Raw genomic sequence first — 12,847 nt, 5'->3', positions numbered from 1 at the left:
AAATGACTTTCTATTATATAGTCATAATTTCTTTTTCCTTGTTTTCCAGGATAGAATCTATACGGGAAATGTGGGCATCAGTCAATTCCTGAACTTCATTTTCAGCATCTCTAAGTAAATCTTCAGAAATATCAAGTTTCTTCAATTCGTTGTTAGCTGATTTTCGGTCGTTTCTTACTCCAATTTTGGCATCTTCCGCTTCCGCTTTTGCCTGTTTTGTAAGTTGCTTACGGCGCTCTTCAGTTAAGGGTGGTACGTTTATAATTACACTCTCACCGTTGTTCATTGGATTAAAACCAAGGTTTGCCAGCATTATTCCTTTTTCAATATCTTTAATCAGGCTTTTTTCAAAAGGCTGAATAGAAATAGTTCGGGCATCTGGTGTATTCACATTGGCAACCTGTTGAAGCGGGGTTTGAGCTCCATAATATTCTACCATTACACTTCCAAGCATCGCCGGGTTGGCTTTACCCGCCCGAATGTTTTGCAATTGTTTCTTTAAATGTTCAATTGCCTTGTCCATATTTTCCTTGGCGGTGTCTATAATAAATTCAATTTCGTCTTCCATTTTTAAAAAATATTAGTTGAGCGTAAATCTTTATAAATTAACTTTTGTACCTATTCTTTCTCCGGTCACTACTTTTAAAAGATTTCCGGGGGTATTCATATCAAAAACAATTATTGGGAGTTCATTTTCCTGGCTTAAGGTGAACGCGGTGGTATCCATCACTTTCAGGCCTTTTCTAATTACATCGTCAAAAGAAATAAAATCGAATTTTGTAGCTTTTTTATCCTTTTCAGGGTCGGCATTGTAAATTCCGTCTACACGGGTTCCTTTTAAAATAACATCGGCGTGAATTTCAATAGCACGTAAAACTGCAGCAGAATCTGTGGTGAAATAAGGATTTCCAGTTCCGCCTCCAAAAATTACCACGCGGCCTTTTTCTAAATGGCGCATAGCTTTTCTTCTAATAAAAGGTTCAGCAACTTCATTGATCTTTATAGCAGATTGTAACCTGGTTTGAACTCCGGCATCTTCCAGCGCACTTTGTAAAGCTAAACCGTTAATTACAGTAGCAAGCATACCCATATGGTCTCCCTGCACCCGATCCATTCCTTTACTTGCCCCGGCAACTCCTCTAAAAATATTTCCGCCGCCTATAACAATGGCTACTTCTATTCCTTTATCGGTAACTTCTTTAATCTCCTCGGCATATTCTGCCAGGCGATCGGGATCTATGCCATATTGGCGTTGTCCCATTAATGCTTCTCCCGATAATTTTAAAAGTATTCTTTTGTATTGCATAGCCTTTTTGTAGTGATTGGTGCAAATATAGGTAATATCTTAAATTGTAAAATAACATATTCACAATCAATCTTCCGCTAATTACCAATTTTTTTATTGGAGTCTAAGTTTCATTTCAGTTAAAATTCTGTGAGTTTATTTTAAAATGTCAAGTCTTAATTGAAAATACAAATGGCGAGGTTTTTGCTATCTTTGGGTTAATTAAACAGAAAAGAAAATGTTAGGATATTATATTATTGCAGGGCTCATTTTTATAGTGAGTATGTATGTGAGTAATAAACTGAAGAGTAAATTTAAAAAATACTCTAAAGTCCATTTACAAAACGGAATGAGTGGAAAAGAGCTCGCCGAAAAAATGTTACGAGACAACAATATTACTGATGTAAAAGTAATTTCTACACCGGGAATGTTGACCGATCATTACAATCCACAGAAAAAAACAATTAACCTTTCTGAAGGGGTTTACAGCCAACGAAACGCTGCTGCCGCTGCTGTGGCAACGCACGAAACCGGTCACGCTATTCAGCATGCTAATGCTTATAGCTGGTTAACCATGAGAAGCCAGTTGGTGCCTGTGGTAAGTATAGCCTCAAGATTTTCCCAATGGGTGATTTTTGGAGGATTAATCTTAATGGCCACTACGGCTATAGGAAGCACCGTTTTACTTATTGGAATTATCATGTTTGGAATGGGAACCTTATTCAGTTTTATAACTTTACCCGTAGAATATGATGCGAGTAAACGCGCTTTAGCCTGGTTAGAAACCGAAAATATGGTTTCTGGACCGGAACATGAAGCTGCCGAAGATTCTCTAAAATGGGCCGCCAGAACTTATGTGGTTGCCGCAGTTGGTTCTTTAGCAACTTTGCTTTACTTTCTTAGTATTTATATGGGAAGAGATTAATATTGAAAATATTTCTTCGGAAAATTTTATAAAAGAAAACCCGCTTCAACTGAAGCGGGTTTTTTAATTTAATGATCTGAAATAAATTCAGAATGATGCATATTTTCTTATAAAAATCTATTCTGCACGTTTGTCTCTAATTTGCGGGATGCGCTCATCTAATAATTTAAGACCCAGGCCTTCGGTGCCCATAAGATCAAATAACTCTAGCGCACGGCGCATTGTTTGCTCTTCTTCCATTTGCTCTGCTATAAACCACTGTAGAAAATACTCGGTAGTATAATCGTTTAATTTTCGGCATTTACCTACAATATTGTGAATTGCTTTGGTAATAGCAATTTCCTGGTCTAAAGCAGTTTCAAAGATTTCTTCCAAAGATTTAAAATCGTGATTTACACCACTAACTTCTGGAGAATACGCGGTACCACCATTATCGTTAATAAATCTAAAGATCTTCATCATATGCTCTCTTTCTTCTGCAGCTTGCTCGTAAAAGAAATCGGCACTATAAGAAAGGGCATTGTGATCGCACCAGGAAGCCATAGCTAAATAAGCTGATGATGAATGTGCTTCTTTTTCAATTTGTTTATTTAAAAGATCCATGACATCTACATGGATACTTAAATTTTGTCTTACTAAATCTTTCATTTTCTTTGTATTTTTAATGCTATTTACTTCACCAGATTTGTGCTTAACCATTTTTTTGCGACCAGCATTGTGCCGGTTTATTAGTCATTTTCTATAAAATTAGCCAAATAGGCGGTAAGAACCTAATTAGGAATAGAATTTAGAAATAGTCTAAAGTGAAATAGATTAAACTGAATTGGTAAGCAGGGAATTAAGTTCAAGCATAGCAAAAGAACCGGTAATAAATTCTTTAAGATCTATACATTCTAAAGTATTAAAAACAAAGAAGTGTTGCCTATTGCATAGCATAAGCATTTCCAAACCGTGCGGGTTTTGCCCATTAAAATGAGAATCCAGGTCAATTTCTTTAACTTGCTGTCTAAACGCTAAAAACTGGCAAAAACCAAGCTGAATGGTTTTATGCGGAAATTCAATAAAAAAGCATCGCTGCTTATCACATTGATAAGAAGTAAAGAATTGAGACTGGTGTAATACTTTCATACTGCAGCCAAAATTAATTCTTATTTAGAATAAATCCAAAGAATATTAAATTTTGATTTGCCTTTTTATTTGTTGATTTAACGAAATAAAGGTTTCGGTTCTTGAAACCCCTTCTATAGCCTGAATATCTTTGTTGAGTACATTCATTAAATGCTCGTTATCTCTACATAATATTTTGATGAAAATAGACCAATTCCCGGTGGTGTAATGGCATTCAATTACTTCAGGAATTCGGCTTAGCTGTTTTACAGCCTGCGGGTTACTAACTGCTTTATCTAAGTAAACCCCTACAAAGGCCATAGTTTTATAGCCCAACTTGCGGGGGTTTATCATAAGTTTAGAGCCTTCAATTAAACCTGCTTTTTCCAATTTGCGTAAACGCTGGTGAACTGCTGCACCGGTAATCCCGATATTCCTGGCGATTTCTAAAATAGATTTTTTGGCATCTTCCATTAAGAAATTCAGGATGGTTTTATCTATACCATCTATAACAACAGTCTCGTTTACAACTTTCATTTGGGAGGTTTATTGGTTAAAGAGCTAAAGTAGCAAATTGAATTCAAAAATTTAATTTCCTACTTCTCCAAAAGGGTTATAACCCAAATATTCGGTCTCTTTTTCTTTAAAAACAATATCGTGTTTCTCTAATTCTTTTAGAATGGGTTCATAAACTTCTTTTTTAATAGGAAGCTGAACGCCGGGTGTGGTTATTTCGCCCTTTAAGATTTTTAAAGTAGCTATGGCTACAGGAAGCCCCACGGTTTTTGCCATTGCAGTTTCAGTTTGGTCTTTCCCAATGTGCACCATAGTTGAATCTATCTGTTTTTTCTTGCCTTTTAATTCGTAACCAAATTTATGGTACATTACAATCATATCCTTATCGTCTGGGGCCAGGCTCCATTTATCCATTAAGATTTTCTGTAGGGCTTGGGCAGGCGTAGCTTCTTTAATTCCAATTTTTTTGTCTTTATTGAATAAATCCAGGTCCAACAGTTTTTCCCACATAAGATCGTCCTGATCTATTTTTAAATTATGCCGAAGTTTAAGTTCTACAGTATCTGTAGGGGAATAAGGGAGAAAGGAATTCACAAAATCACGATAGCTCATATTTTCTGAATCTTTCATTTTAAAACTATCATCGGTCATTCCAAGTTGCACAAACATATTCCACGCACGGCTGAAGCCAACCCGCCTAATGGTACCGCGGTAAAGTGTAAGTACATCTTCCAGGCCATAAATGCTCATATAGTCTAGCGAATTTCTATTGGCATAACCTTCAAATTTGCCGTAACCTTCAATGTGGAGGAACTCGGTTCTTCTAAATAAACGGTGATAAGGAATGTATTTATATTTTCCTTCCTGTATAAACTCGGCCACGCCGCCCTGCCCGGCAACCACTACATTTCTTGGGTTCCAGGTAAATTTATAATTCCAGAGATTGGTGTCGCTTTCAGGAGCTACAAGGCCGCCTGTAAAAGATTCAAATAAAAGTATTTTTCCGCCTTTATCACGAATACGATCTATAACCTGCATTGCACTCATATGATCAATACCGGGATCTACCCCAATTTCATTCATAAATATGAGTCCGTTTTCCTTTACTTCTTCATCTAAAGCTTTCATTTCTTTGCTTATGTAAGAGGCGGTCACCATATTCTTTTTGAACTTTACGCAAGCTTTGGCAACTTCTATATGAAATCTCGCCGGCAGCATGGAAATCACGATATCGGCACTTTTAACTGCATTCTCCCTGCTTTCAGCATTAAAAACATCTAAATGAAAAGCTTCGCAATGCTTTTTATTCTTGCAGGCTTTTTTAGCATTCTCAAGATCAATATCTCCAATTCTTAAAAAGAGATCTTCGGTCCCGGCTTTGGACAAAAGATGGTCGATTAGGACAGAAGTAGATTTTCCTGCCCCGATTATTAAAATGTTGTTCATAAAATAAATTAGTTTTGTGTAGTGGTTTACGAATGTATTAAATCTTTAACTCATAAAAAATAACCTAAATGAATAGGAAATTTTTAATAACCGGGGCGATTTTTGGACTTTTAGCAGTAATAATTGGTGCTTTTGGTGCACATGGTTTAAAACCATTATTAGATATCGCCGCAAGGGAATCTTTTGAAACCGGGGTTAAATATCAAATGTATCATGGTTTGTTACTTCTTTTTATTGGAGGTTTTAAAATGCCCTCATTTCGTTTTCAAAAACCAATCTTTTATCTGCTCCTATTTGGCGTAATTTGCTTTTCTGGATCTATATATTTACTCGCCACCAATAATTTAACAACTATAGATTTTACGGCAATTGCATTAGTGACCCCGCTGGGAGGTACGCTATTAATAGCCGCGTGGATTTTTTTACTGGTGGAATTCATAAAATTTAAGTCTAAATAATTTAAGAAAGTTTAGCAGTTTATGTGTATAAGATTTATAATTTTGTACCCATAACAAACCACACACTTTAAATTTATGCTTGCACACACCCAAACTACGAAAACGATTTCGTTAGAAAACTACGGGATCAGAAATGCAACGGTACACTACCAGTTATCTCCTGAAGAACTTCATTACGATACTTTAGAACATGGTCTTGGTACCGAAACAAATTCGGGCGCCCTGGCTATTAACACGGGAGCTTATACCGGGAGATCGCCAAAAGATCGTTTTATTGTAAAAGATGAAATTACCCGCGACAAAGTTTGGTGGGGAGATATCAATATTCCTTTTGATGCTGCCAAATTCGACAAACTTTATGATAAGGTTGCCAATTACCTTTCTGATAAGGAAATTTACGCTCGCGATGCCTATGCCTGCGCCGAAGAAAAATACCGCTTAAATATTAGGGTGGTAAATGAGTATCCCTGGTCTAATATGTTTGCCTATAATATGTTTTTAAGGCCGGAAGAAAAGGAACTCGAAAGCTTTAAGGACGAATGGCTAATTCTTAACGCTCCCGGTTTTAAGGCAAATCCTGAAGTAGATGGAACGCGCCAGGAGAATTTTGCTATTCTTAATTTCAGAAAAAAAATTGCTTTAATTGGTGGAACCGGCTACACAGGGGAGATTAAAAAAGGAATATTTTCAGCCTTAAATTTTATACTTCCGGTAGATAAAAATACGCTTCCAATGCATTGCTCTGCTAATGTTGGTGAAGATGGTGATACCGCCATATTTTTTGGACTTTCGGGAACGGGAAAAACCACTTTATCTGCAGATCCTGACAGAAAACTAATTGGTGATGATGAACACGGTTGGACCAAAGAAAATACAATTTTTAATTTTGAAGGGGGCTGCTACGCTAAGGTGATAAACCTTACCGAAGAAAATGAACCAGATATTTACCGAGCCATCAAGCCGGGAGCTATTTTGGAAAATGTAATCTTGGACGAGGACGGGAATGTAGATTTTTCTGATACCAGCATAACTCAAAATACAAGAGTTAGTTATCCTATTCATCATATAGATAATATTCAGGTGCCATCGGTAGGTGAAAATCCCAAGAATATATTCTTTTTAACCGCCGATGCTTTTGGGGTTTTGCCCCCAATAAGTAAACTTACGCCGGGCCAGGCGGCTTATCATTTTATAAGCGGTTATACGGCAAAAGTTGCGGGTACCGAAGCTGGAATAGATGAACCTGTACCAAGTTTTTCAGCCTGTTTTGGTGCGCCTTTTATGCCTTTGCACCCTACAAAATATGCCGAAATGTTAAGCGCTAAAATGAAAGAAGCCGGAGTAAATGTTTGGTTAATTAATACTGGATGGACCGGTGGGCCATATGGTACCGGAAACCGAATGAAATTAAAATATACCCGGGCTATGATTAGCGCTGCGCTAAATGGCGAATTAAAAGATGCGGAATTTAGTACGCATAATATGTTCGGGCTACAGATGCCATTAAATTGTCCTAACGTGCCTGCAGAAGTTTTAAATCCCAGAAATACCTGGAAAGATACTGCAGCTTATGATAAAAAAGCAGGAGAACTGGCAAATTCCTTTAAAAAGAACTTTGAAAAGTTTGAAGCATATGCTAATGATGAAATTATGGCCGGCGGGCCAACTTCATCCTAGCATTGTTTTTAATTAGTTAATTGATTCAAAAAAATCCGGTGTAAAGTGCACCGGATTTTTTATTTAAAAAAATATAAATGGAAGGTAATCTTAACTCACTAGAGTGAGGTTTAAAATTCTTCTATATGTTATTTCTTATTTGCTTCTGCAATATATTTTTGCAACGCCATGGTCATAGATGGGGTATCTGGAGTTGGCGCTTTTATATTAACGGTTAGCCCGTGTTCTTTTGCGGCCTTTATGGTTGTATTTCCAAATACTGCAATTTTTGTTTCTTTCTGCTCAAAGTCTGGGAAATTTTCAAATAAAGATTTGATTCCGCTTGGGCTAAAAAATACCAGGATATCATAGGTTACATCGCGTAGGTTAGAAAGGTCACTTACCACGGTTTTGTAAAATGTAGCTTGTTTCCATTCTACGCCCAGTTTGTTTAGCGTTTTTGGAACATCTGGCTTCAGCATATCTGAAGATGGAAGTAAAAACTTCTCGTTCTTATATTTCTTAATAAGCGGAGAAAGATCGGCAAAAGTTCTTTTCCCAACATAAATTTTCCGCTTGCGGTAAACCACATATTTTTGTAAATAATAAGCTACAGCTTCACTCAAACAAAAGTATTTTAGGGTGTCTGGCACCTTAAAACGCAATTCTTCGGCAATTCTAAAAAAATGATCAACAGCATTACGGCTGGTAAGAATAATTGCAGAATATTTGGTAAGATCTACTTTTTGCTGGCGTACTTCTTTAGAAGAGACACCTTCTACGTGAATAAAAGGGATGAAATCAATTTTTACTTTTTGTTTTTCCTCAAGCTCAAAATAAGGAGAGTTCTCTACTTTAGGTTCGGGCTGGGAAACTAAAATTGTTTTCACTTTCATATATCAATACTTTTATTTGGTCCTTTGTTTAAATTGTAATTAGCTTGTACAAAATAATATAGGGGGCAATTTCGAGAGCGCAAAGGTACAAAATAAAATAAAACCAATTGCCAGTAATCAGGTTTTGATTTTCCCGGTAAATCAATAACAGGCTAAAAAAATTGCTTAGGACTAAAATACCCAATAAAGTATATAGGGCAAAAGCGGTAGGAGTAAAGGTATAGACGAATATTAAGCTAGGAATTAATAATATAAGTCCTATAAAATTGCGGTAGCTTATTTTTTGATAGAGATAAGAGTCTATTTGCGGGTCTAAATTAAAAACGTTGCCCACTATTTTTTCCAGCCCAAATTTTAATAGAACAAAACTACCATAAGCAGTAGCAATACGTATAAAAACAAAAGCCGGGTTTAAAGTTGTATCCTTCCAAAAGAAACTGAAAAACAGATAGAAAAGCAGGGAAAAAGAGATGAGGTGAACAAAGAAAAGCAAAATGTTAAAAGGATGAAAAGCTTTGTTCTTCTTTCCTCTAAACATCATAAATTTGTTAGAGGAAAGCAGTGAAAGAAAATCCTCAAAACGTTGTGGATATGCTGTTCTTACAATAGCCAGTAATAGAAACGCACCCATTAGCGTGAGGGTGATCCAGTCTAGTGAAACAATATGTCTTTCTATGGCTTCCAGGATTAAAACTTTTTTTGCAAATGTATAATTATTTTGAGGTTAAAACTTGAAGGTGATGCCGGGAAACGAAGATTTAAAATGCATACATTTGTGCAAAAATTGATAAGATGGTAAAGGGGATAGTCATTATACCCACCTTTAATGAAATTGAAAACATTGAGCGACTGGTTAGAAACGTGTTTTCTCAACCTACACAATTTCATATTTTGGTGGTAGATGATAATTCTCCCGATGGCACTGCAACCCTGGTAAGAACCCTGCAAGCCGAATTTCATGATAGTCTTTTTCTTGAAGAAAGAGTAGGGAAATTAGGTTTGGGAACGGCTTACATTCACGGTTTTAAATGGGCGCTGCAAAGGGATTACGAGTATGTTTTTGAGATGGATGCCGATTTTTCTCATAATCCTAACGATCTTATAAGATTATACAATACCTGCAAAAGGAATAATGCCGATGTTGCCATAGGTTCCCGATATAAAACCGGGGTAAATGTAATTAACTGGCCTATGAGCAGGGTTTTATTATCCTGGCTGGCATCTAAATATGTAAGATTTATTACCGGAATGGATATTCACGATACCACCGCCGGTTTTGTTTGTTATAAAAGAAAAGTGCTGGAGACAATAGATTTGGATAGCATACAATTTGTTGGCTATGCCTTCCAGATAGAAATGAAGTTTAAAGCATATTTGCTGAACTATAATTTAGAAGAAGTTCCCGTAATCTTTACAGATAGAACACGAGGAACTTCAAAAATGAGTGGCTCCATAATTTCTGAAGCCATTTTTGGGGTAATAATAATGAAGATTAAAAGTCTTTTTAAGCAGATTAAATTGAAATGAAGAAAGTCTTAATCAAGAACGCGAAGATTGTAAACGAGGGTAAAATTAAAGAAGCCGATGTTTTTATTGAAGGTGGAATAATTGTGGAAATTGCCGAAAGCATTAGCGCCAAATCCCCAGATGTACAAATCTTTGATGCCGAAGGAACCCATTTGTTGCCTGGTGTAATAGACGATCAGGTGCATTTTAGGGAGCCGGGGCTTACCCATAAAGAAAACATAGAAATGGGATCTCGCGCGGCTGTGGCTGGCGGAATTACTTCATTTATAGAAATGCCCAACACGCTTCCGCAAACTACCACCATAGAAGAATTAGAAAAGAAGTTTGAATTGGCTGCAGCAAAATCTTATGCCAATTATTCTTTTATGTTTGGCGGTACTAACGATAACCTGGAAGAAATTCTAAAAGTAGATCCTAAAACCACAGCAGCTTTAAAACTGTTTTTAGGTTCTTCTACCGGAAATATGCTGGTAGACGACGAAAAAACATTAGAGCAAATTTTCTCAAAATCTCCATTGTTAATCGCTGTGCATTGTGAAGACGAAGAAACCATTAAAAAGAATCTTGAGGAATGTATAGATCGCTATGGCGATGATATTCCAATTGAATTGCATCCACAAATTAGGAGCGAAGAGGCTTGCTATAAGTCTTCATCCAAAGCGGTAGCTTTGGCCAAAAAAACCGGGGCGAGATTACACGTTTTTCACGTTTCTACAGCAAAGGAGCTAAGTTTATTCAGCAATAAAAAGAAACTTAAAGACAAAAAAATTACGGCCGAGGTTTGTATACATCACCTGTGGTTCAATGATTCTGATTATAAGAAAAAAGGAACTTTGATTAAATGGAATCCTGCGGTTAAAACTAAAAAGGATCAGGAGGCTTTAATGAAAGCTTTAAACGATGATCTTTTGGATGTGGTAGCTACAGACCATGCTCCGCATACTAAAGAAGAAAAGAAAAATGTATATACCAAGGCACCCAGTGGTGGCCCGTTGGTACAACATTCGCTTGCTGCAATGTTACAGTTCTACCATCAGGAGAAAATTTCTTTAGAAAAGATTGTAGAAAAAATGTGTCATAATCCGGCTATTTTGTTTGAGATAAAAGATCGCGGATTTATTAGAGAGGGTTACAAAGCCGATTTGGTGCTGGTAGATCTAAATGCGCCGTGGGCTGTACAGCCAGATAATATTCAGTATAAATGTGGCTGGTCTCCTTTTGAGGGGGTAACTTTTAAATCTAGGGTTACACATACTTTTGTGAACGGTAATTTGGTGTATAAGAATTTTAAACATCAGCCTTTTGCGAATGTGGCAGAGCGTTTGCAGTTTGACAGATAATATGTGTAAAAAATTCTTCTTCCTGTTTTTTATAGGTGCGGCATTTGCTGCCTGCCAGAATATTGATGAATCTGAAAGGCCAGAAAATCTTATTCCTGAAGATAAAATGATAGATATAATTGCCGAAGTTTCCATAATGCAATCGGCCAGGAATTTTAATAAGCGTATGTTCGAAAATACCGGGATTAGAGGCCAGGAATATATCTTCGAGAAATACGATATAGATAGCGTTCAGTTTAAGCGTAGCAACGATTATTATGCCGATAACTTTGAAATTTATCAGCGCATCTACGATAGTGTAAAGAATCGTTTTGAAAAATTAAAAATTGAGCTAGATACACTGCAAAAGCAAGAACAACGAATTAAAGATTCTATTGCAAAAATAAGACGTGATTCACTGGGAGTGGAAAAAGATTCTTTAAACCCTGATAAGGAAATTGAAGAAATTTCTGATTCCTTAGTTAAAAAAAAAGATTCGCTTAGCATGAGCGTTATAGACAGTTTGCCTCCACCAAGATCGCGAGACTAAGATTTGTCCTGTTTGTAGAATTTAGCTGTTTCTGCAATTACATTTTTTATTGGGGTGAATTCAAAACCCAGGCTTTCTTTAATTTTTTTGGTTGAATATTTTGAATGTTGGAAAAGGGTTCTTACCGTATTTTTGGTAATTTGTCTTTTTGCGCCAAAAAATCCCCCAATTTTCTGAAAAAACCAACCTACCCAAAGCATCCATTTTTTGAGCGCTTTTTTAGGTGCAGTTCTATTCAATTCAATTGCAGTTTGCTCAAAAACAGATTTAAAACTTATATTTTTAGAAACCAGGATATAAGCTTCATTTTTTATTTCAGCTTCCATTAGCTGTTGCATCACATTTACTACATCTTTTACCCCCACAAAACCGGCTATTTTGGGAAAATGATAGTTCATTCCTTTATCAATTTTAGAAAAAATTTGACCCGTGCCTTCTTTCCAAAAGCCTGGTCCTATAATAATTCCGGGTTTTACTATTACCGTTGGTACGCCTTCTTGCGAGCCTCTCCAGGTTTCGATTTCGGCACCGTATTTAGAAATTGCATAATCGCTATGGTCTTCTTCGGGGTTCCACATAGCGCGCTCGTTAATCTCTTTGTTGTTTAAACTTCTGCCAAGTGCAGCAACACTGCTAACATAGCACAGTTTTTCAATTTTAAAAGCAACACAAAGGTTTACGATGTTTGCAGTGCCTTCAATATTTATTTTTCGCAGCTTTTTATCATCTGCGGGATCAAAGGAAACAAGCGCAGCACAGTGGTAAACGTATTTTATATTTTCAAACGCTTTATTTAGTTGAGGTACGTTGGTGATATCTGCTTCAAACCATTCAATTTGTTGGAATAAGCTTTTGGCTTCTTCAGTAGAAGTATAATAGTTGAAAACGTGCTCAACCGCTGCGAGGTCGCTATTTTTTCGGTGAAGAGCCCTAACTTTTTTTCCGGCTTTTAATAAATTCAGCAATAAATGTGAACCTACAAGTCCGGTGCCGCCTGTAACTAAAATCATGTGGTAAATATACCAAAACCACTTAGGAAAAATAAGAGTTTATGGTATCTTTACTCGATAGTTGAGATTTAATCTCCAAAATTTTCCAAAAAATCTAAATATTATTTCGTAAAACGGGTTCGGTGACTTGCTCCGAGCTTATTTACTATTAT

The 12,847-nt window shown here is 36.5% G+C and carries 15 protein-coding genes; 6 read left to right on the top strand and 9 right to left on the bottom strand.

The window, feature by feature from the left end:
• Positions 1-13: 13 nt before the first annotated feature.
• Both frr and pyrH read right to left on the bottom strand, forming a co-directional pair.
• Positions 14-568: a ribosome recycling factor gene (frr, locus tag AO058_RS02690; RefSeq protein WP_075325116.1), complete on the bottom strand. Its 555-nt coding sequence runs from the start codon at positions 566-568 to the stop codon at positions 14-16.
• Positions 569-598: 30 nt separating this feature from the next.
• Entirely contained in the window at positions 599-1,306 is a 708-nt protein-coding gene (gene pyrH, locus AO058_RS02685; protein ID WP_075325115.1) for a UMP kinase, read from the bottom strand.
• A 217-nt stretch (positions 1,307-1,523) separates the two neighbouring features.
• Between pyrH and AO058_RS02680 the strand changes: the two genes are divergently transcribed.
• Positions 1,524-2,210, top strand: a complete 687-nt coding sequence (locus AO058_RS02680; RefSeq protein WP_075325114.1) for a zinc metallopeptidase — start codon at positions 1,524-1,526, stop codon at positions 2,208-2,210.
• Positions 2,211-2,327: 117 nt separating this feature from the next.
• Here AO058_RS02680 and AO058_RS02675 read toward each other — a convergent pair whose 3' ends face one another.
• The 4 genes from AO058_RS02675 to AO058_RS02660 all read right to left on the bottom strand — a co-directional run bounded on the left by AO058_RS02675 (position 2,328) and on the right by AO058_RS02660 (position 5,279).
• Entirely contained in the window at positions 2,328-2,858 is a 531-nt protein-coding gene (locus tag AO058_RS02675; protein ID WP_075327864.1) for a ferritin, read from the bottom strand.
• A 165-nt stretch (positions 2,859-3,023) separates the two neighbouring features.
• Positions 3,024-3,338 carry a hypothetical protein gene (locus tag AO058_RS02670; protein ID WP_075325113.1) on the bottom strand — a complete coding sequence of 105 codons (315 nt, stop codon included), beginning with the start codon at positions 3,336-3,338 and terminating at the stop codon, positions 3,024-3,026.
• Positions 3,339-3,383: 45 nt separating this feature from the next.
• On the bottom strand, positions 3,384-3,854 hold the full coding sequence (locus AO058_RS02665) for an Lrp/AsnC ligand binding domain-containing protein (RefSeq protein ID WP_075325112.1): 471 nt from the start codon (positions 3,852-3,854) through the stop codon (positions 3,384-3,386).
• 51 nt (positions 3,855-3,905) lie between these two features.
• Positions 3,906-5,279 carry a saccharopine dehydrogenase family protein gene (locus AO058_RS02660; protein ID WP_075325111.1) on the bottom strand — a complete coding sequence of 458 codons (1,374 nt, stop codon included), beginning with the start codon at positions 5,277-5,279 and terminating at the stop codon, positions 3,906-3,908.
• 68 nt (positions 5,280-5,347) lie between these two features.
• On the opposite strand from AO058_RS02660, the gene AO058_RS02655 reads away from it, so the two are divergent.
• On the top strand, positions 5,348-5,737 hold the full coding sequence (locus AO058_RS02655) for a DUF423 domain-containing protein (protein WP_075325110.1): 390 nt from the start codon (positions 5,348-5,350) through the stop codon (positions 5,735-5,737).
• Positions 5,738-5,812: 75 nt separating this feature from the next.
• Positions 5,813-7,414 carry a phosphoenolpyruvate carboxykinase (ATP) gene (gene pckA / locus AO058_RS02650; protein ID WP_075325109.1) on the top strand — a complete coding sequence of 534 codons (1,602 nt, stop codon included), beginning with the start codon at positions 5,813-5,815 and terminating at the stop codon, positions 7,412-7,414.
• A 128-nt stretch (positions 7,415-7,542) separates the two neighbouring features.
• Here the strand turns inward: pckA and AO058_RS02645 are convergent, their stop codons facing one another.
• Positions 7,543-8,289, bottom strand: a complete 747-nt coding sequence (locus tag AO058_RS02645) for a uroporphyrinogen-III synthase (protein WP_075325108.1) — start codon at positions 8,287-8,289, stop codon at positions 7,543-7,545.
• Between the two features lie 28 nt (positions 8,290-8,317).
• Entirely contained in the window at positions 8,318-8,920 is a 603-nt protein-coding gene (locus AO058_RS02640) for a DUF4271 domain-containing protein (protein WP_093304364.1), read from the bottom strand.
• Between the two features lie 161 nt (positions 8,921-9,081).
• Between AO058_RS02640 and AO058_RS02635 the strand changes: the two genes are divergently transcribed.
• Genes AO058_RS02635 through AO058_RS02625 form a run of 3 tightly spaced genes read left to right on the top strand, consistent with a single transcriptional unit; the run spans position 9,082 to position 11,685 of the window.
• Positions 9,082-9,816 (top strand): polyprenol monophosphomannose synthase, encoded by a 735-nt coding sequence (locus tag AO058_RS02635; RefSeq protein ID WP_075325106.1) that lies wholly within the window; start codon positions 9,082-9,084, stop codon positions 9,814-9,816.
• A complete protein-coding gene (locus AO058_RS02630; protein WP_075325105.1) occupies positions 9,813-11,156 on the top strand; it encodes a dihydroorotase in 1,344 nt (447 codons plus the stop codon). The genes AO058_RS02635 and AO058_RS02630 overlap by 4 nt, the downstream gene beginning before the upstream one ends.
• Positions 11,125-11,685: a DUF4296 domain-containing protein gene (locus AO058_RS02625; RefSeq protein ID WP_083634122.1), complete on the top strand. Its 561-nt coding sequence runs from the start codon at positions 11,125-11,127 to the stop codon at positions 11,683-11,685. The genes AO058_RS02630 and AO058_RS02625 overlap by 32 nt, the downstream gene beginning before the upstream one ends.
• Here AO058_RS02625 and AO058_RS02620 read toward each other — a convergent pair.
• Positions 11,682-12,695 (bottom strand): NAD-dependent epimerase/dehydratase family protein, encoded by a 1,014-nt coding sequence (locus AO058_RS02620; protein WP_075325103.1) that lies wholly within the window; start codon positions 12,693-12,695, stop codon positions 11,682-11,684. The two genes, AO058_RS02625 and AO058_RS02620, sit on opposite strands and share 4 nt — an antisense overlap.
• Positions 12,696-12,847: the final 152 nt, after the last annotated feature.

This window comes from Salegentibacter sp. T436 (genome assembly GCF_001932675.1).
Classification (GTDB): Bacteria; Bacteroidota; Bacteroidia; order Flavobacteriales; family Flavobacteriaceae; genus Salegentibacter; species Salegentibacter agarivorans.
Note: the sequence above shows the minus strand (reverse complement) of the source record. Positions and strands in the feature narration are given on the sequence as shown.